The 18,048-nt window shown below is 61.9% G+C and carries 14 protein-coding genes and 1 pseudogene; 7 read left to right on the top strand and 8 right to left on the bottom strand.

Annotated features, from left to right (window positions below):
- Positions 1 to 194 precede the first annotated feature (194 nt).
- Positions 195 to 1,385, top strand: a complete 1,191-nt coding sequence (locus P3T24_RS13585; RefSeq protein ID WP_429406398.1) for a porin — start codon at positions 195 to 197, stop codon at positions 1,383 to 1,385.
- Between the two features lie 80 nt (positions 1,386 to 1,465).
- On the opposite strand, the gene P3T24_RS13590 is transcribed toward P3T24_RS13585, so the two are convergent.
- Positions 1,466 to 4,603, bottom strand: coding sequence for an autotransporter outer membrane beta-barrel domain-containing protein (locus P3T24_RS13590; RefSeq protein WP_429435236.1), 3,138 nt, complete (start codon positions 4,601 to 4,603; stop codon positions 1,466 to 1,468).
- On the opposite strand from P3T24_RS13590, the gene P3T24_RS13595 reads away from it, so the two are divergent.
- The gene (locus P3T24_RS13595) at positions 4,578 to 4,910 is read left to right on the top strand and encodes a hypothetical protein (RefSeq protein ID WP_429435239.1); all 333 of its coding nucleotides are present in this window, start codon (positions 4,578 to 4,580) and stop codon (positions 4,908 to 4,910) included. The two genes, P3T24_RS13590 and P3T24_RS13595, sit on opposite strands and share 26 nt — an antisense overlap.
- A gap of 268 nt (positions 4,911 to 5,178) precedes the next feature.
- Here P3T24_RS13595 and P3T24_RS13600 read toward each other — a convergent pair whose 3' ends face one another.
- Positions 5,179 to 6,150, bottom strand: coding sequence for an NAD(P)-dependent oxidoreductase (locus tag P3T24_RS13600; protein WP_429435242.1), 972 nt, complete (start codon positions 6,148 to 6,150; stop codon positions 5,179 to 5,181).
- 17 nt (positions 6,151 to 6,167) lie between these two features.
- Between P3T24_RS13600 and P3T24_RS13605 the strand changes: the two genes are divergently transcribed.
- Positions 6,168 to 7,043 (top strand): LysR substrate-binding domain-containing protein, encoded by an 876-nt coding sequence (locus tag P3T24_RS13605; protein WP_429435245.1) that lies wholly within the window; start codon positions 6,168 to 6,170, stop codon positions 7,041 to 7,043.
- A gap of 60 nt (positions 7,044 to 7,103) precedes the next feature.
- Complete coding sequence (locus P3T24_RS13610; RefSeq protein ID WP_429435247.1) at positions 7,104 to 8,645, top strand: FAD-dependent monooxygenase; 1,542 nt, start codon at positions 7,104 to 7,106, stop codon at positions 8,643 to 8,645.
- Between the two features lie 99 nt (positions 8,646 to 8,744).
- On the opposite strand, the gene P3T24_RS13615 is transcribed toward P3T24_RS13610, so the two are convergent.
- Positions 8,745 to 9,305, bottom strand: a complete 561-nt coding sequence (locus tag P3T24_RS13615) for a GNAT family N-acetyltransferase (protein WP_429435249.1) — start codon at positions 9,303 to 9,305, stop codon at positions 8,745 to 8,747.
- A gap of 248 nt (positions 9,306 to 9,553) precedes the next feature.
- Between P3T24_RS13615 and P3T24_RS13620 the strand changes: the two genes are divergently transcribed.
- A complete protein-coding gene (locus P3T24_RS13620; RefSeq protein ID WP_429435251.1) occupies positions 9,554 to 10,195 on the top strand; it encodes an MAPEG family protein in 642 nt (213 codons plus the stop codon).
- Between the two features lie 136 nt (positions 10,196 to 10,331).
- On the opposite strand, the gene P3T24_RS13625 is transcribed toward P3T24_RS13620, so the two are convergent.
- Positions 10,332 to 12,086 (bottom strand): pyrrolo-quinoline quinone, encoded by a 1,755-nt coding sequence (locus P3T24_RS13625; protein WP_429435254.1) that lies wholly within the window; start codon positions 12,084 to 12,086, stop codon positions 10,332 to 10,334.
- A gap of 450 nt (positions 12,087 to 12,536) precedes the next feature.
- On the opposite strand from P3T24_RS13625, the gene P3T24_RS13630 reads away from it, so the two are divergent.
- Positions 12,537 to 13,517 (top strand): hypothetical protein, encoded by a 981-nt coding sequence (locus P3T24_RS13630; RefSeq protein ID WP_429435257.1) that lies wholly within the window; start codon positions 12,537 to 12,539, stop codon positions 13,515 to 13,517.
- Positions 13,518 to 13,567: 50 nt separating this feature from the next.
- Here P3T24_RS13630 and P3T24_RS13635 read toward each other — a convergent pair whose 3' ends face one another.
- The 3 genes from P3T24_RS13635 to P3T24_RS13645 all read right to left on the bottom strand — a co-directional run bounded on the left by P3T24_RS13635 (position 13,568) and on the right by P3T24_RS13645 (position 17,127).
- Positions 13,568 to 14,050 carry an SgcJ/EcaC family oxidoreductase gene (locus P3T24_RS13635; RefSeq protein WP_429435259.1) on the bottom strand — a complete coding sequence of 161 codons (483 nt, stop codon included), beginning with the start codon at positions 14,048 to 14,050 and terminating at the stop codon, positions 13,568 to 13,570.
- Between the two features lie 231 nt (positions 14,051 to 14,281).
- On the bottom strand, positions 14,282 to 15,649 hold the full coding sequence (locus tag P3T24_RS13640; RefSeq protein WP_429435262.1) for a sigma-54-dependent transcriptional regulator: 1,368 nt from the start codon (positions 15,647 to 15,649) through the stop codon (positions 14,282 to 14,284).
- Positions 15,634 to 17,127 carry a sensor histidine kinase gene (locus P3T24_RS13645; protein ID WP_429406421.1) on the bottom strand — a complete coding sequence of 498 codons (1,494 nt, stop codon included), beginning with the start codon at positions 17,125 to 17,127 and terminating at the stop codon, positions 15,634 to 15,636. The genes P3T24_RS13640 and P3T24_RS13645 overlap by 16 nt, the downstream gene beginning before the upstream one ends.
- 232 nt (positions 17,128 to 17,359) lie before the next feature.
- Here P3T24_RS13645 and P3T24_RS13650 point away from each other — a divergent pair.
- A pseudogene (locus tag P3T24_RS13650) lies at positions 17,360 to 17,545 on the top strand (MFS transporter); the annotation flags it as partial.
- A 27-nt stretch (positions 17,546 to 17,572) separates the two neighbouring features.
- Here the strand turns inward: P3T24_RS13650 and P3T24_RS13655 are convergent.
- Entirely contained in the window at positions 17,573 to 17,962 is a 390-nt protein-coding gene (locus P3T24_RS13655) for a hypothetical protein (protein WP_074267269.1), read from the bottom strand.
- Positions 17,963 to 18,048: the final 86 nt, after the last annotated feature.

Consider the following 18,048-nt stretch of genomic DNA (forward strand, 5'->3'; position numbering starts at 1 on the left):
CCTGATTTAAGAGCATGCTGTGTAGTGGCATTGTTGGCTCTGTTAAGTCGTCAGCGACAAGCTGACGTTACGGACTCCTGTCTCGAGTGTGACGCTCCATAACGTATCAGCCGCTTCCATGCGGTTTGATTGGCGTTGCTTCGTCCGGTTGCGACAGGCTCTGTTTAGACAGTAAAACAACAATCACCCACCAGATGAAAAAATCAACTATCGCCCTCGTCGCGCTCGGCACATTAGCCGGCGCCGCACACGCACAAAGCAGTGTCACCCTGTACGGCATTATCGACGAAGGGTTCGACATGATCACCAACAACAAAGGCGGCCACCAATACCAGTTAGCCGGGAGCGTGATGCAGGGCAACCGGTGGGGGCTGACCGGCGCCGAGGACCTCGGTGGCGGCATGAAGGCGGTATTCCTGCTCGAAAACGGCTTTAACGGCAACAGCGGCGCGCTGAGCCAGAACGGCCTTTTGTTCGGCCGTCAGGCCTGGGTTGGCCTCGCGACTCCCTACGGCACGGTCACCCTCGGTCGCCAATACGACTCGGTTTTCGATTATGCGGCTCCACTCGCAGCCGGGCAGTTGGGGGGCGGCGTCTACGGCGCGCACCCGGGCGACCTCGATAACTCGAACATCGATTACCACGATAACAACACCATCAAATATGCCAGCCCGAACTATTCGGGCCTGAAATTCGGTGGTACGTACAGTCTCGGCGGTACGGCTGGAAACTTCACCAACAACCAGATCTGGTCGCTCGGCGCTTCGTATAACCGGGGGCCGGTCGCCGTTGGCGCTGCCTACCTGAACGCGCGCAACCCGGGCACCGGCATGTTTAGCACTGCCGCTTCGAGTCTGCCCGAAACCTTGATGACGCCGATCTACTCCGGCTTCATGAGCGCAAACACGTTTCAGTTGATCGATTTCGGCGGATCCTACAAGTTGGGGTCGGCGACGCTCGGCGTCACGTATACGAACGCCAAGTTCATGAATCTGGGTAGTAATCCGATGCCGACCGGCGCCAAGGGTCCGGCCGGTGGCTACGCGACGGGTAGCACGGCGACCTTCAATGACGTGCAGGTCAATTTCATCTATCGGATCTCGCCCGGATTGCAGTTGCTGTTGGCATCCGACTACGTCGATCGCAATTCGCTCACGGAGCGGAACGGAAAATCAGTCGAAAGCGGGAAGTATCTGCAATACGATGCGGCGCTCGACTACTCGCTGTCCAAGCGTACCGACGTATATGTGATGGCGCTCTACCAGCGTGCTATCGGCGACGACTCTACCGGCGGTCCGGCAGTCGCGGCCATCACCGATACCACCGCCATTTCGTCGAACGGCAAGCAGTTGGTCGGACGCGTCGGCATTCGCCACAGGTTCTAGGAGCACAGCTTCGCGCACGCCCCGACCGGCAGTCGCTGCCGGTCGGGGCGTGATCGCTTTTAAAGACCAGGGATGGCGTGCTACCAGGTCCAGCGAGCGCCGGCATTGCCGGTAATCGTGCGCTGATGTTGGCCACCGAGATTCGTGAGATAGCTGGCCGTCGCATACACGCTGCCATGCTTCGTCAGTTGCGCGACGAGCCCCGCGCCGATTTGACCGGCCGTCTGGCCGACCTGGGTGCCCAGTGTCGTCGTGCCGCTAAAAGTCGTCTCGTCGTCTGCGCCGAATGAGCGCAGCACGCTCACACGCAGGTAAGGCTTCCAGGTGATCCCGTTCGCATCGAATGCCCACTGCAGCCGTGCGCCAACCCGGGCGAGAAACGTGTTGCCGTTATTCCACGTCACGTCGGAGACTCCGTCGTTGAACCGGTCAAGCGACAGCCATTGCCACACCAGTTGCGCCTGCGGCTCCAGCGTCAGCCCGTAGCCCAACGCGATCGGTAGCCCCGCCTCGACCGAGCCCGTGAACGCGTTGCCGTCCGTCGAACCGCTCACGCCGTCGTTCGAAAGTGTGCGCACGGTCAGGGCGCTACCCATCATCACTGCGTCCGTGTACCAGCCGCCCGGACCCACGTGCGTCCAGTAGCCGCCCAGGTTGTACGCGTTCACCTGCAGCGTACCGACGCCCAGATCCTGTTGACCCAGTGCAAAGCCGTTCACGTCGCCTACCGCGCGCGAGAAGCCGAGGAAGAATCCATAGTGATTGCTGTGGCCGCTGGGGCTGTTGTCCGCATATAGCTCCTGCCCGATCTGCATCCCCCATACCGTGCCGTCGAAGGACGGCGCCACGTCGCCTTTCTGCTGCAGGTCGCTGTAGCCGCCCCAGACACGCGCCCACGATGCAGGCGCCTGGCCGTTCCCGGTCAGCAGCCCCTGTTCGCCCTGGCGATCGTGGAACGTATCGATCTGCTCCAGCCCGAGTTGGCGGGCGACGGCCGGCGCTTCCGTGTACAGCGGTACTTCCTGCCGGTAGATCGGCACCTCTGCGGCGCCTGGGGCCGCAGAGGCGACGGCTTGCGCGATGGAGAGCGGCGTGCCCTCCGCGACGATGGGCGATGGGGGCGTTGGAGCCGGCTGACCGGGCTGACTCGGCTGACCCGGTTGCGATGCCAGCGGCTGCGGTTTCGGCGGCACCGTGTTGCGCAGATACCAACTGTCGCTCGTCCCCGTCGACGTACCGCCTTTCGCGAGGTAATACGTGTAGGCGCCCGCACTGACCGATCCACCGGACAGCGTGAAGGCGCTCGCGGCCGTCGTCGCGCCATTGGCCGCCTGCACGACCTGGATTCCGTCTGTGGGAGTCAGCGCACCAGGGCCGCCGACATTCGTCACCTTCAGCGTGCTCGTGCCGCTTGCCGCGCCGCCGTTGATCACGAGCTTGTCCGACGCTGCGGCATCTCCGGCCAGATAGGCGTTTAGCGAGATCGTTGCGTTCTGACCGACATAGTTGCCCGCGACCGTCAACGTATTGCCGATGCCGCTGCCACCGAGTTGCACGAGGCCCGCATTCGTCAGATTGCCGTTGATCTGGAAGTTGCCGGTTGAACCGCTCGAAAGACTGGCGAGCGCATTCGCCACGGAAATCGTGCCGCTGTTCGTCACGTTGCCCGTCACGCTGCCGTAGCCGCCAAGCGTTGCGCCCGATGCGACCGTGACCGGGCCGCCGCCGGACAGCGCCGCCGATGAGCTCGTTCCGTCGCCGACGATAAGCGTGCCCGCATCCACATTCGTTCCGCCGGTATAACTGTTCGCACTATTAAGCGTCAGCGCGCCGGAGCCGAGCTTTATCAGCGAGCCCGCGCCCGCGATGTTCTGCGTGATCGTCGAGTCGTAGCCCTGCGTGTCGATCGTGCCATTGTTCGAGGTGATCGAGAGAGCACGGCTCGACGCGAGATTAAACGCGCTGTCGAACTGAAGCGTGCCGCCGTTGAACGTCAAGCCGCCGGATGACGCACCAAGCGCATTGTCTGCCGCGACGGACAAGGTGCCTTGCGTGATGGTCGTGCCGCCCGAATAGGTGTTGCCGCCCGCCGCAGCCGGGGACAAACTCAGCGTGCCCGCGCCTGTCTTCTCCACTGCGCCCGCGCCGCCGATCAGTCCCGTGTAGGTGCCCGCGCTGTCCTGCTGGAAGCGCACAAGTCCGTTATCCGTCACGGAGAGTGGCAGGTTCGACGCATTGGCCTGCAGGGTCGCGCCGCTGTTGACGGTCGCGATAACCGATGCCGTCGTCGTGCCGAGCGTGCCTGTCAGGTTCAGCGTGCCGCTCTGCACGAGGGCGTTCGAAAACGTGCCGGTACCCGCCCAGGTCCACGCGTCGCCTGCCATCGTCAGGCTCTGGAAGTTGACGAATGCGTTCGACGCAGTGCCTGAGCCTTGCAGGTTGACGACGTTCGTACCGCCGCCGCCATCGGCGGTGCCGATGATCTGCGAGCCGGTCTGCAGGTTCAGAGTGACATTGCCGTTGCCACCCTTGATCGCAGTGCCACCGCCTCCCTGAATCAGCCCGGCGTTCGTGATCGTCGTATTGCCGTTGGTCGAGCGTACGCCAATGCCGTTATTGCTGATGATCTGTCCACCCGTCTGGTTCGTGATCGTCGCTGTGAACGATGTACCGAGGGTGTTCGACACGACCGCGTCGACGCTTCCGCTGCTCGTCGCGGTACCCGTGGTCTGGATCTTGCCGCTGTTGATCAGCGTGTCGTTGTTGCCCTGCATGTAGACAGCCGGGCTGTCCTTGCCGCTCGAGGTCAGCGTGCCGCTGTTGTTGATCGTGCCGCTGCCGCCTAGCAGCGACGCGGCGCGCGCGTTGCTGCCCGTCGTGGAGACTGTCCCCGTGTTGGTGAGGGCGTTGCCCGAAGCGCCTGCGTTGCTTTGCCCCCACGCGGCTGTCATGCCATACGAATTGTTGCCCGTCGTCGTGATCTTGCCGTTGTTGATCAGCGCGTTGTTGTTGCCGTTCGCTGCGAGACCGTCGTTGTAGGCACCCGTCGTGGAGATCACGCCTGTCGTGCCGTTGGTGATCGTATTGCCGTTGTTCATGCCGATCAGTACCGCCCCGCGGTTCGCGACACCCGTGCCGTTGCCTGACAGGGAGAGCGTGCCGTTGTTGGTGATCGCGCTGGAGGAGTCAACCGTGAATGGCGTCGGTGTTCCCGGCAATGAGAAACTGCCGGTCGCCGTTGAATCGATGTTGATGGTGACGTTGGTGCTTCCCGTCGCGGCAACGACGGATGAGATGCCTGTGCCAGAGCAGGTAACGGTGGTATTACTGACCGGCGCTGTCGCCGAACAGGCGGCATCAGCGCCCACCGGCATCGCGCCGGTAAGGATTGCCATCCCGCCAAAGCCGAGACTCCACACGTTCCTTTGCATAATTTCGCCCGCTTTAAATGAGCGTTGTCGATGCAGACCGATGCGTGGCTTTGTTTATATCATCTATTTACAAAATATCAACAAGACCGGCTGAATTGGATTTCATAAAGAGTGCGAAGGAGACGCAATGAAAATTCATAAAAAGGAGCTATCTTTGTGCATGACAACATAATCAGGTAACCGAAATTATTACCGATACGAGGCGACTTGGCGGAATGGGCGATCGCCTTACTGGCGCGCGATCAGGAGGGAGATCGGGAGAGAAACTAACTATACCGCGCACACCCCCGCTCGTACCCGGCCATTGTGCGATGCCGCGTGCCTCAGAGCGGGTCCACGCTTAAAGCGAAAACAAAAGAATTTCATAGCGAACCACCTGCCGTACGCGCTTCGAATGCCCGGACAACGGCCGCCATGTCTTCCTCGCCAAAGCCCAAGGCTTCGGTTTCGCCATAGAGTGAGTAGCATGTTTCCATGAGCGGCGCTGCAACGGCCGCCTCGCGGGCCGCCTCGACGATCAGCCGACTGTTTTTCAGCACGTCGGAAATGCCGGCTTGGCGAGCGAAGTCGCGCTGTACCAGCTTGGCGGCCTTGACTCGCGATACATCGCTCGCCATCGGGCCAGCACTGAGGATGGCAGCGAAACGCTCCATATCGAGACCATGGCGCTCGGCAAAATGTGCAGCTTCGGTCAGGCCGGTGACCATTGTGATCAGGAAGACGTTCACTGCGAGCTTCATGCGCAGGGCTGACGGCACCGGGCCGCACTCGAAACATTCCCGGCACATCGCAGCCATCAACGGGCGTACCGCAGCGACGTCCTCGTCATCCCCCGCGAGCATGGCGACAAGCTGTCCCGCTTCGGCCGGCTTGCGTGAACCCGAGACCGGCGCCTCCACATAGTGACCACCGGCTGCTCGGATGTCGGCCGCCAAAGCCTCCGAAAACCCCGGCGACACCGTCCCCATGGCGACCAGCCTGCGTCCTGCGACACGCGCAACAAATTCGGGCGTGCCTCGGCCGAGTACGGCATCGATGGCCGCACCGTCGGCCAGCATCAGGATGATCATGTCGCACCTCGCGAACACGTCGGCGATGTTCTGCGCGACCGTCGCGCCAGCTCGCGACAGAGGTTCACACCGTTGCGCCGACCGGTTCCACACCATCAGCGGGATGCCGGCGCGCAGAAGATTGTTTGCCATCGGCTCGCCCATGGTGCCGATGCCGATGAAGCCAATTGCCTTCGATGTATTCATGGCCTGTTCCTTTTTTAGTTGCCCATGATTCTGATCAACAGCTACCATTTCGTCTAACGGATATATATGAAGTAACACTTCAAGGATTCAGATAGATGAGGCCACATTTCGATATCGAAGCGCTGCGTACCATGGTCGTCGGTACCGAACTGGGCAGCTTCGCGCGTGCGGCTGTTCAGCTCGGGCGGTCGCAATCAGCCGTCAGCATGCAGTTGAAACGCCTTGAGGAGCAAGCGGGCCACATCCTGTTCCAGCGCAACGGCCGCGGACTTGTGCCTACCGAGGCGGGTGAAACACTGCTCGCGTATGCGCGGCGGATCGTTGCCATGCATGACGAAGCCGGCGCGACGCTGGGTGCGACGGTTGCGGCGCCGGCTATCCGGCTGGGATTGCCGCAGGATTTCTTCGAGGACGTCATGCCCGATGCGATCGCCCGCTTTTCGAAATTGCAGCCGAACGTGCACGTCGAGGTCCGCGCAGGGCGCAACTATGCCTTGGAGGAAGAGGTTAGGGCGGGACGGCTCGATATTGCGCTCGCGTTTTCGGAAGCGGGGCGCTCGAGGGCGGGTGACCTGCTGGCATCCATGCCGATGTTCTGGTTCGGCCGGGAGGATGCCGCGGAGGTAGTGCGCGGGTATCAGGACGGTCTTCCGCTCGTGCTTTTCAATCACCCGTGTCTGTTCCGGCAGGCCGCCCTTCAGGCACTGGATGCGGCCGCGGTCCGCTGGCGTCTGTCTCTTACTACGCCAAGCCTGTCCGGCTTGTGGGCCGCCGTCCGCTTTGGCCTCGGCGTGACTGTCCGGACGATGCATGGCATTCCTGATGGAATACAACGGCTCGATTCTGGGCTTCCGCGATTGCCGGCGCTTGAGCTGCGCATTCTCACCGGCACGGATATATCTCCTGCAGCGTCTGAATTCGTGAGCGTTCTCGAAACGGTCACGCGTAAAAGGCTGATAGCCAAGTCTTAGGTAGCGTATTGCTAGTTCCATTTTAGTTGGGCTTTCTTACCTTTAACGGAGACCGCATCGATGTCCACTGTCATGATTGTCGGGGCGGGTCCAACCGGCTTGACCCTCGCCTGTGAGCTTGCCGTGCGAGGGATGCCGTTCCGGATCATCGATTCTGCCGAAGGTCCTTTCGCCGGCTCACGCGCCAAAGGTGTACAACCGCGCACGCTTGAAGTGTTCGACCGGCTAGGCATCGCCGATGAGATTGTGAGTTCGGGTCTTGTCGGCTTGCCCTATCGACAGTACACGGCCGATGGCGGCTTTCGCGACGTGCCGCGTCCCGTGCCGGCCCAACGGCCCGATGTGCCTTGGCCGTCATCCGTCCTGATCCCTCAGTGGCGCACCGAAGCCGCGCTACGCGGCCGCCTCGAAGCGCTCGGCGGCCGCGTCGAATTCGGAACGGCTCTCATCGACGCTGAAGTGGCCAACGACGTCGTGCGCGCGAGACTCCAGCACGCCGGAGGCACTGACGAAGTCGACGTGGCCTGGCTGGTGGGTTGCGACGGCGGGCGCGGCACCGTGCGGCACATCGCCAAGTTGGGTTTTCTCGGCGAGACGCATGAGGACATGCGCATGCTGGTCGGCGACCTGCATGTCGAAGGGATAGACCGCGCACACTGGCACGTGTGGCGTCCTGAAGGCGGAGGTTTTCTTGCGATGGCGCCGCTGGCCGGCACCGACGCATTCCAGTTGCAGATCGCAATCGGTCCGAAGTCGCCCGATTCCCCCACCCTGGAGAACTTCCAGCAACTGGTCGAGCGTTACACGGGCCGCAGCGACATCCGCCTGTCGAGGCCCGACTGGACTTCGCTGTGGCGCGCGAATGTGCGCATGGTTGAGCGGTATCGTGCCGGGCGCATCCTGGTAGCCGGCGACGCAGCGCATGTGCATACACCTGCGGGCGGGCAAGGCATGAACACCGGGATACAGGACGCCTTCAACCTCGGCTGGAAGCTGGCGGCGGTGCAGCGGGGCGCCGACAGTGCGTTGCTCGACAGTTACGAGGCCGAGCGGTTGCCGGTAGCGCGACATGTACTCGAACTTTCGACGCGGCTGGCCGCCACGACGCTGTCTTCGAACACGCAGGGCCTTGTCGCTCCAACGGAGGACACGTCCCAACTCGGCATCCGCTATCGGGAGTCGACGCTTTCGCACGAACTGCGCTCGGCGCCCGGCAGCCTGCACGCAGGGGATCGTGCGCCAGATGCACCGGGTTTGGTCGATCGTGAGGGTAGGTCATTGCGGCTGTTCGATGTCTTCCGCGGACCTCGGGCCACGGTGTTGGCGTTTGGCGAAGGGTGGGGGCCGGTGCTTGACGCAGGCCTCGCTGTTGCCGCCGACGCTGTTCACGCGGTCCGTGTGTTGTCGCCCGGCGCTTCGATGCCTGAGGACGGCGGCGTGCCGACGCTCGTGGATTCGCTCAACCACGCAAGCACGATCTGGGAACCCGGCACGGGAGCGATCTTCGCGGTGCGTCCAGATGGCGTGATCGGTTTTGCTGATGACCGGCGTGACCCTGTTGCACTTGTGACCTGGCTACGCCTGGCCGGATTGGCGCGATAAATCGGTGGCTGGCGCCCGAAGTCCAGCAGGCAAATCGGTGAACCGCCGACCCAGCGAACGACCGCCTGTTGCCGGCACCTGCCTGACCCGAGCGCACGCTCAAGCTAGCTTCGAATAGATGCGCGTGTTTCGCAAACGGCCGTCCGGAGCGCGCCGTTCCTGCCGCAACACGCCTTCCAGTTGCATGCCGATGCGTTCACAAACTCGAATGCTTCTTTCATTCAAGTCGTCGCAGATCGCTTCAACTCGCTTTGCGCCGAAATTGGCAAAAGCATAATTTGCCAGGCCGTTGGCGGCTTCACTGAACAGTCCGCGTCCCACATGCGATGACCTTCCCCAGAAGCCAAGTTCAAAAGCTGGAACAGTCCATCTTGGCCGGTGAAGACCGCCGCTGCCCACAACCATGCGCGACGTCCTGTCGATAAACAAAAACGGAAAGTCTTTTCCGGCCTGAAAATTTGCGGAGCCCGCCAGGCAAAACGACTCGGAGGTCTCGATTGATGGTGTTTCGAGCGCCCATGGCAACGACGCTGGAAAGCGCCTCAGTTCCGTCAGCGCGTCGACAACCGCGTCAAACAAGTCGGGACCGTCGCCAGACCGAGGACACCTGATCAAGAGGTGGTCTGTTTCAAATGACGTAGGTAGAGTTGGAGAGGTCAATGTTGTCGAGGACGTCGGCGGAGTGGTGGTGCATTAAATTGTCGGCGATCGGGGTGGGCTTGTCGACTGGTTGTGTGTGGCTATCTCTGCGACTGTCGGGCGGTCCATGCCGATATGCTATCGGTCGCATGCGATCCGAAAGGGCCTTTCGGAGTTGCCGAAACCCGACGCTCAACGTGTTACCGTTCCTCTCGACTGGCCCGTGATAGCCACCGACGCCACCGTTCGAAATACCAGGGGGAAAATCTATGACCGATCCGGCCCATGACCCGTCCAACTTTCGCCAGCAGCGCACAGTAGGCATCGCTGGCATCGCGGCTGCCTCGCTTTTTGCCTCGGTGCTCTGGTTTGGTATCGACTATCTGATGTCGCCCTTGCCGGGCGTGGATAGTCTCGACGCCCGGATGCTGCTGACACTTAAATGCTGGTGTGTTGCCGTGCTGTTCTGCCTGGTGACGGGTGTCGAAGCAGTGGCGCATGAGCGGTTGACCTCACCCGCGTTCGATCCGCTGGCGGGCTTCGAGACACGCAGGTTGCGCGTCAACCAACGATACCTGCAGAACACGGTAGAGCAGATCATCGTGTTTGCGGCGTCGCTTTTCGGTCTGGCCGCCTACTCTCCCGACGGCTCGGCGATGCGCGCGGTCGTAGCGACAACCGTGGTCTGGATCGCCGGGCGGGCCGCGTTCTGGGTTGGCTATCATCGCAGCGCGGCGCTTCGCGGGCTCGGTGCGCCGGGCATGGCGGTCAGCATGATCGTCCTGCTTTATGTCGCGAGCCGGTTTGGACGTGACATCGCAGGGACGGTGGGGGCGTTTGTGCCGGTTGTTGTATTTTTCGCCATTGAAGCTGTGTTGTTTTGGGGGACGCGGCCAGTCGAAAATGATTGATTCAATAGATTCGGGTGATCCGGCTTGCTGAGGCTAACGCTGGGTGAGCGGTCTAAATAGTATTTCGATCGGACTATGAGTTCTCAAGAACAGAGATCACCTGGCGTGACGCCCGCGCACGCCTCGTCTCCCGTCATCAATTTAGCAAGCCGTAGACCGCAACGCCGTTCGTCGCACCTACATAAACTTTCCCATCCGCGATCATAGGTGTGATGAACTTGTTGCCCGGACCGAACTGATCCCGCGTGCCGGCCTGATTGCTGTTGTATAACTCATGCGCAAGATTGGTGGCATCGTAGGCGTGCAACGCGCCGACTGTGCCGTTTTCCGCCGCCCACACAATGCCGTTACTCGTACCGTTCGCGGAAATGGCCGGCGTGGCGCCGGGATAAGGGAACGTTGTCGGACTCTGCGATGACGGCGTGGTGGCAAGCAACGCGTTGGTAACGGGCAGCGCCTTAAGCGCATCGGTCTGTCCTCCGTAATAAACCACATTGTTGAAATACGCCGGCGAACCCCAGATGCCGCCGGTCAACACACCGGTGATCTCCTGCCAGATGTTGTTGGTCGTTGAATTGAACTTGCCCATGTTGTCGCGATCCACCACGTAGATATGGGTATCCTTGCCCGCTCCGACAGCCAGATGCTTGACGGTTCCATCCGAGGCGGTTTGATCGGGCAGCAGCATCGCCCCACCCGAGCCGAAGTCGTTATCCGCAGCGGCCTGGGCCACGACGTCGTACATGGCAAAGTAATCGGTTGCGACCAGTGCAGGGGTGGCAGAGAGCTTGATAAATGCATCACCCAGATCGCCATCGACTGGAAATCCCTGTGCATTGAGCGTCGGGTTGAAGGTGCCGTTGCCGTCGATCAAATAGATGGACGTCCCATCCGATGCCATGCCCGAGCCCGCCATCCAGACCGATCCCTGGCTGCCGTTCGGGGTAACGGGCAGCGCTCCCGTTTGCTGCAACGTATCCTCGCTGTACGCCATGAGCCAACCGTTGTAGTTCCCGGACATGCAGTGGGCGGTCCAGCCCATGTAGATGGTGCCGTTGACCAACGTCAGTGCAGCGCGCACGGTGTGCAGGGAGGGCGTGAAGGTAAGGACGCCATTCGCACCTTCTGCGCCGCTTCCCGGATACGTCGCGGCGATTTCGGTCGGGCCGCCAAACAGTTCCGCACCTGTTGCAAGATCGATCGCGTGAAGGCGGTGATGGACGTTCCCGCTGGCGTCCGTGCTCATGGCCACGGCATATAGCGCGCCATTCAGGCCGCGTGAGCGGTCGATGACCGGCGTCGAAGTGATACCAATTTCCGGTGTGATATCCGTGCAGCCCGGATCAGGACTCGAGGTTTCACCCGCAGCGGCCAGCGAGATCTGCCACAGCGCGTTACCGCTATCGGCGTCGTAGGCGTAGACGCTGTCGTGCTCTGTCACAACATAGACAACATTGTGCGCGGCCGTGCCGATCATAAGATTCGTTACGAATAGAGGCTGCGCGTCGACTTTGCCGTCCGCCGGCAGGAAGCGCAACTTGCCGAACGTCGTCGAGTTGACGTTGGCTAGCGTGAGCGTTGTTTCCGCAAGCATCTGACCGGTTCGCGCGAGGTCGTTGTGGTGCATGAGAACGTCGGTCGGGTAGGTTTGCGCAGTTGTCGGTGTCGAGCCAGTAGTTGTGCCCCCGGGTGTAGTCGTGCCCGGCGTACCAGGCGCAGAAGTGGTTCCGGAGGTACTGCCGGCGCTGCCCGAACCGGTGGCGCTCGGGCTGCTACCCGAACCGCCGCCGCACGATCCAATGCCCGAGGCGATTAGCAATCCGACGCAAATCTCCAATAGGTGACGCCAAAAAGTGGAAGAAAAAGCCGGCCTGCGTTGTAGAGATTTCATGGCGATTCTCCAGCGGCTTTTGAGCGGTCCACAGCACGTCATACCCACAGCGCGCGCAAGTGGCCACGGGGTTAATGTCAGACGAATGGCATTGCTGAACCACCCGCTGAATTCGCAAGGTCAGTTGTCGCGCAGGACATTGTTCACACGTTTAGGTTCGGGTCAATCTACGACAGCCGCCGACGATGCACCCGCCAATACTTCGCAGCATTTAGACACGCGTAGGTGCGCGAGCACCCGAACGGTGGCGTTGGATCGACGCTGGCCTGCCGGTCCCGTAATTACTACCGGCCAAGGAAGGATGAAAGACAGGCAACCGTCCTGTGCGCGCGGGACGACCGCTCGAGGTGAGCGAAAGTCGGCGACTTCCTGCCGCCCCCGGGCACGCGTGTTGCGCCCACTACGACACGGCGGCGAGACTGTCGCACCACGATTGCGGAGGAGCAAATCATGAGACAGACTGTTTTAGGCGTGTTCGATAGCTACGCTGACGCGCGCTCGGCACAACGGACATTGGGCGAGGCTGGCGTAGCCCAGGCCGATATTGCCATCTACGCCAAGTCAGATGACGCACCGGTCGAAAGTGGCCCGCGTGTTTATGCACCAGGCAGCGGCGATCTGCGCCATCACAACCCAGTGTTCGATCAACTCGAACAATTGTTTGCGCGGCTGTTCAAAAGCGGCCAATATCCGCCGGAAACTGAGGATTACAGAGAATTGATCCGCCGAGGTGGAGCGATCGTCAGCGCCGACGTTTCCGAAATGCAAGTAGACCTGGCTCGCGATTTGATGCGCCGCACCGGCGCAGCCGACATCGAAGAGCGTGCCACGGTATGGCGAAATGGTTCCGCAGGAACGAGCGAGGAGCCTTCGCCCGGGCGGCCCATAACGCAGAGCGCTGCCGATTATTCTTCGGCGGGGGGGAGGATGGTTGGCGGGATGCAGCAGGTAACGACTCGTACGGAGGGGCTCGGATCGACTGCGTCCGTGCAAAGCGGCCAGCAGCTGACGGGTGTACCCGACGTCGGGCTCGCGCGCCCGCCCGAGGATGCGTTCGCGGGCGTCAAATCTCCTCGTGCAGCGTACTCGCCCGAGGACAGCAAGAGCGGGAGAAGGACGGAGGAGACAGCGGGGACGGGCCTCGTGGGCGAGCCCGTCGCCGGCATTCCGATGGACGACACGCCTTATGTCGATGAACTGCGGGAAGAATACGACGCCCATTACGCGAGTACAGGTGCGTCATACGACGAATATCAGCGGGCCTACGCGCACGGAGCCACGCTCGGAAAAGATGAGCGGTATCGCGGACATGACTGGCAAGGGGTGGAAGCGAACGCTCGCGAGGACTGGGAGTCGCGCTACCCGGAAAGCGGGTGGGAACGATTCAAGGCTGCCGTGCGGCACGGTTGGGACCGGGTTACAGGCGGCTGATGTATTGATCGGGACCGCGGGGAGCGGGGACGGTAACAGGTTTACCCCTGTTACTGCTTCTCCGGCATGACCGATGAGTGATGACTTGTGATTAGCCATTGCGCCCCATCCCAGTGATAGGTGTAGGTGTAACGGGCCTGAACAACCACTCCGGTTCTTGCGAAGGTGAATGTGTAAAGCCCGGCATCCACGGCGGAATTGCACCCCAGCTCAATGTAGCGAAAGTCAATCTTTCCAGATGGACGATCCTGTAGAAAATGGCGGAAATAGTCCTCTTTCTCCGCCACCGTTAAGCGCGGCTTGTTGGATACCGTGGGGAGAAGAATGGACCGCTCCGCATAGTTGGCAACCACGGCGTGTGGATCACCGGTTTGCAGCGACTGATTCCATCGATCGAACAACGCCGCAATTTCTTGATCTGATGTGACCTTACAGCTTTCCGTATGCCCCGCCGCCGCATTGGTTGACATGCCTTGGTTCGCGACGCACCCGGCGAGCACGACCGCCAGGATAGCAATGGTAAATAGCTTCATGGCGGCACTTCTCCTGTCGGGCAGTGAGAGGAAGGCACAACGCTTGAAGTATGGTACGTCCCGTGTGCGTTAGCCACATCTGATTGATGGCTTGTGCCCGGTCGCTGGCGGGTGGCGACCGGCGACACGTTATGGGAAAAAGGGCCGTTCGAACGTTTTGATGAGTACCGGAACGAGCGTCGCTTTCTGGGCGATATGAACCGGACATCGGTGACGCATTGCCCAGCAATTTCAGCCCAGCTTGTACGCAGCCATCTTCGTATAGAGCGACTGGCGGCTAATGCCGAGACGCCGCGCGGCTTCAGCGCGATTGCCGGCCGCGAGTCGCAACGCGCGTTCGATCGAGGCTCGCTCCAGGTGTTCAATGGCTTCAGGCAGCGGCAAATCGAGCAGCGCGCCGGGCAGATCGCTGGCCGCGATCTGCGGTGCGGTTAGAAACGCGAGGTCGTCGTCGGTGGCAAGCGGGCCGCGTGCGAGTGCGGCGACACGCTCCATCGCGTTTTTCAGCTCGCGCACGTTGCCCGGCCATGTATGCGCGAGCAGACGTCGCTCGGCGCTCGCACCGAGCGTGCGCGGGATTCCGGAGCGCTGCGCGGCGAGCGCCAGAAAATGCGCGGCGAGCGCGAGGATATCGTCGGGGCGTTCGCGCAACGGCGGCAGATGAATCGGGATCACGTTGAGCCGGTAGAACAGATCCTCGCGGAATCGCCCCGCGGCGACTTCGGCACCGAGGTCGCGATGCGTCGCCGCAACGATCCGAACGTCGATCGGCGTGCTGAGGTTGCTTCCGAGCGGCGTCAACACGCGCTCCTGAATTACCCGCAGCAGCTTCGCTTGCATCGGCAAGGGCAGATCTCCAATCTCGTCGAGAAACAGCGTGCCGCCGTTCGCCTCGACGAAGCGGCCGACGCGTTGCACTTGCGCTCCCGTGAATGCCCCTTTCGCGTGACCGAAGAGTTCGCTTTCGAGCAGTTCAGTGGGAATAGCCGCGCAATTTATCGCAACGAAGGGACGCAGGCGGCGCGCCGACGCGTCGTGCAGGACGCGCGCCGCCACCTCCTTGCCTGTGCCGGTTTCGCCACTGATCAGCACAGTCGAATCCGTGGCGGCAGCACGGCCGATCTGCTTTTGCGCGTCGCGTAATGCATCGCTGCTGCCTAGCAGGCGCGGCGCGGTGTCGTCGCCCCACGCCTCGTCAGACGCAACCTGGGTGGCGGTGAACGAGCTTTGATTCGATGCTGCAATCTTGCGCAGCAGCTCAGCAATTGCGTCACGTCCCACCGGTTTGGTCAGGTGTTCGAATGCACCGAGACGCATCGCGTGAATGGTATTGTCGCTGGTGGCGAATGCGGTCAGCACGACAACCGGCAGGGTCTTGCGCTCGGGCATGGCGCGCAACTGTTCGAGCAGCTCGATGCCGCTCATATCCGTCATCCTGAAGTCGAGGAATGCGCAGTCGATAGGCACGCCGCTCGCGAAACACTCGAGTGCCTGGCGACCTCCGCTTGCCTCGATGACGGTATGGCCCAGATCGCCAAGGGTTTCGGCGAGACTCTCGCGGAACGCGTCATCGTCGTCGACGATCAGGATGTGCGGCATGGCAGCTCGATCACAAAACAGGCGCCGCGTGGACGCACGGCATAGAAGGCGCGGCCGCCATGCGCCACGGCAATTTCCCGCACCACGGCGAGACCCAGCCCCGAACCGCCGGCGTGGCCGGTCACGAATGGCTCAAAGATGCGCTCGCGCTCGGCGGGTGGCACGCCCGGTCCGTCGTCGGCGACTTCGATGCTCAAGGTATCCGCATGCTGCGCCGCGCGCAACATGACGTGGCCCCCAGCGGGTGTATGGCGCAGTGCGTTTAGAATCAGATTGTCGATAGCGCGTGCCAGTTGCGCCGCGTCGAAACGCGCCTCGTGCGGCAGGTCCTTATTCTCGTCAAGGACGAGCGCGATGCCGGCCTGCGTCGCGGCATCGAGATACAGCTCGATACGCTCAGCCAACCATTCGCGCAGCACGACCGGTTGCGCGTCGATGCGGACCGGTTGCGTGAGCGCAAGCAAACCGGACAGCTGCGTTTCCACGCGCTGAATCTGTTCGAGGATCGACGCAAGCGCGCGGTGCTGGCGCTGCGCGTCTCCGGCCAGCGCGTTTTCTGCTTTGAGCCGCATCGCGCCGATCGGATTACGGATCTCGTGCGCGATTTGCGCCGCCAGCCGGCCGAGCGCGGCAAACCGTTCGGCGCTCGCAAGCCTCCTGTCGAGGTCGCCCGTTCGATGCTGCAGTGCCGTGGTGCGCGTACCGTAAGCGTTAAATGCGGCGACGATCTTGTCCAGGTCCGGCTCGCCGGTGGGCTCGATCGGAGTGAAAGGCGCGTGCAGATCCGCTGGCTCGCTCAGGCTCTTCTCGACGCGGGCAAGATTGCCGCGCCAACGGCGCAGCAGTATGCCCAACGCAATCGCAATTCCGATGATTACAGCGAGCAGGACAGCAAGCGCGGTGACGAGGGTCTTGCCATACGGGCCGAGCGGCGGCCGCACGCGTGTGAGCGTCCACGCGAGCAGGCCGGCGCGATGCGGCACGGGACAGGCCGAAACGATGACAGCGTCCTGCCGTCCTTCGACAAACCCGGACGCTGCCTGGCCGCCCGTCACCCCACGCAGCGTGCGCAGAATCAACGGCGTTTCGGCTTCCGGAATATCTCGCTTGATGCCGCTGCCCTCGTAGGTCGGAAAAGCGTAGGCGTCGAACGTGCCACGCGCGCTGTCCGTCGGACGCCAGAAGCCGCCTTCGACGCCTGGCATCTGCGCGAGCACCACGTCAAGAATCGCATGCATCAGGTCTGTGTTCGGCGCGCCTTGCGCATCGGAGCTTCGGTCTAAGGAAAAGTCATAGCGGGAGGCGACTGCCTCGCAACCGGCCTGCGCCTGTTGACGCGCAACGCCGATCTGCCGCTCCAGATTGCCTTGCGCCATGAACCAGACGAGGCCGATGAGGAGCGCGCACATCACCGCAACCAGCAGCCAGAAAACCACGAGTTGGCTGGCGAACGAGAGACGACGTCGGGTTGCGGGCATAAGCCGGTAGCGAAAGGGAGGACTTCAAGAGTAGCAAAAAACCGGCCACGCAAAGCCGGGAGGATGAGGCACGCTGGCTGACAGGGCAAACGTCTCGGCGCTTTCGGGCACCGCCTGCTGTCGACTTTGCGGACAGCGGCTGTCCAGTAACGCGACACCTGCTGACGTGGGCCCGTGCGCAAGGTTGGCCGGGAATGGCATCGGCGGGTGGAATGGGGGTTGCACAAGTGCCGGCACTGGGCGTGTCAATGCGGGACAAGGCGTCGTGATAACATTGCAGGCGGCGGGCGCCGTGTTGAGCCCGGCGCCTGGCGGTTTGCTCGCGCGTCACTTTGGCTATCCCGCGCCCTTCATCGCCCTTGGGGCGATTTCAACCGGCTCGCTTGTGTTGTGGCTCTACTGCGGCGCAGGGCTCAGATACTTCCATCGTGGAGCGGCACCGCCTCTAAACACCAGCCAGCGCCGGCAGCTCGACCTCGTACGACACGCGCGCGTGCCGGCTGTTCATCTGCGGTTGACGTGTCACGTGATTAAGAGGCGGTGCGCTTTCGACGTGCATCGGTAGGCGCGCTGGACGGCGAGCTTTTTTCTTCTCGAGAATGGCCTGGCTCAGAAATACAGCGCTATACGCTTTCAGCAAGTGCGGATGGTGCGCTTCGATGTACGTAGCAATTTGCGCCTGCTCATCGTCGATCCGGGCTAGTGACGCCAGCGTGCTCGCGTCCCAACGGAAGCGCAGGCCGAGTTCATCGAATGCGCTGTTATAGGCGCACAGTTGCGCCTCGACTTCCGCATCATGCGCGCTCTCGCGAACATCGAACTGGGAGGGGTTCATGGTCGTCTCCTTGAGGAATAGGCACGACCAAGAATAGGCTGGCGCATCAATAAACAATAATTAAAGTTATTTGGATAAACGATAAC

The organism is Paraburkholderia sp. GAS33, from assembly GCF_050436645.1.
In the GTDB taxonomy this organism is placed as follows: domain Bacteria; phylum Pseudomonadota; class Gammaproteobacteria; order Burkholderiales; family Burkholderiaceae; genus Paraburkholderia; species Paraburkholderia phenazinium_B.

Coding starts and splice junctions, on each gene's coding strand:
- P3T24_RS13585 (WP_429406398.1), top strand. CDS start 195: ATGAAAAAATCAACTATCGCCCTCGTCGCGCTCGGCACATTAGCCGGC.
- P3T24_RS13605 (WP_429435245.1), top strand. CDS start 6,168: ATGAGGCCACATTTCGATATCGAAGCGCTGCGTACCATGGTCGTCGGT.
- P3T24_RS13610 (WP_429435247.1), top strand. CDS start 7,104: ATGTCCACTGTCATGATTGTCGGGGCGGGTCCAACCGGCTTGACCCTC.
- P3T24_RS13620 (WP_429435251.1), top strand. CDS start 9,554: ATGACCGATCCGGCCCATGACCCGTCCAACTTTCGCCAGCAGCGCACA.
- P3T24_RS13625 (WP_429435254.1), bottom strand. CDS start 12,086: ATGAAATCTCTACAACGCAGGCCGGCTTTTTCTTCCACTTTTTGGCGT.
- P3T24_RS13630 (WP_429435257.1), top strand. CDS start 12,537: ATGAGACAGACTGTTTTAGGCGTGTTCGATAGCTACGCTGACGCGCGC.
- P3T24_RS13635 (WP_429435259.1), bottom strand. CDS start 14,050: ATGAAGCTATTTACCATTGCTATCCTGGCGGTCGTGCTCGCCGGGTGC.
- P3T24_RS13640 (WP_429435262.1), bottom strand. CDS start 15,649: ATGCCGCACATCCTGATCGTCGACGACGATGACGCGTTCCGCGAGAGT.
- P3T24_RS13645 (WP_429406421.1), bottom strand. CDS start 17,127: ATGCCCGCAACCCGACGTCGTCTCTCGTTCGCCAGCCAACTCGTGGTT.
- P3T24_RS13655 (WP_074267269.1), bottom strand. CDS start 17,962: ATGAACCCCTCCCAGTTCGATGTTCGCGAGAGCGCGCATGATGCGGAA.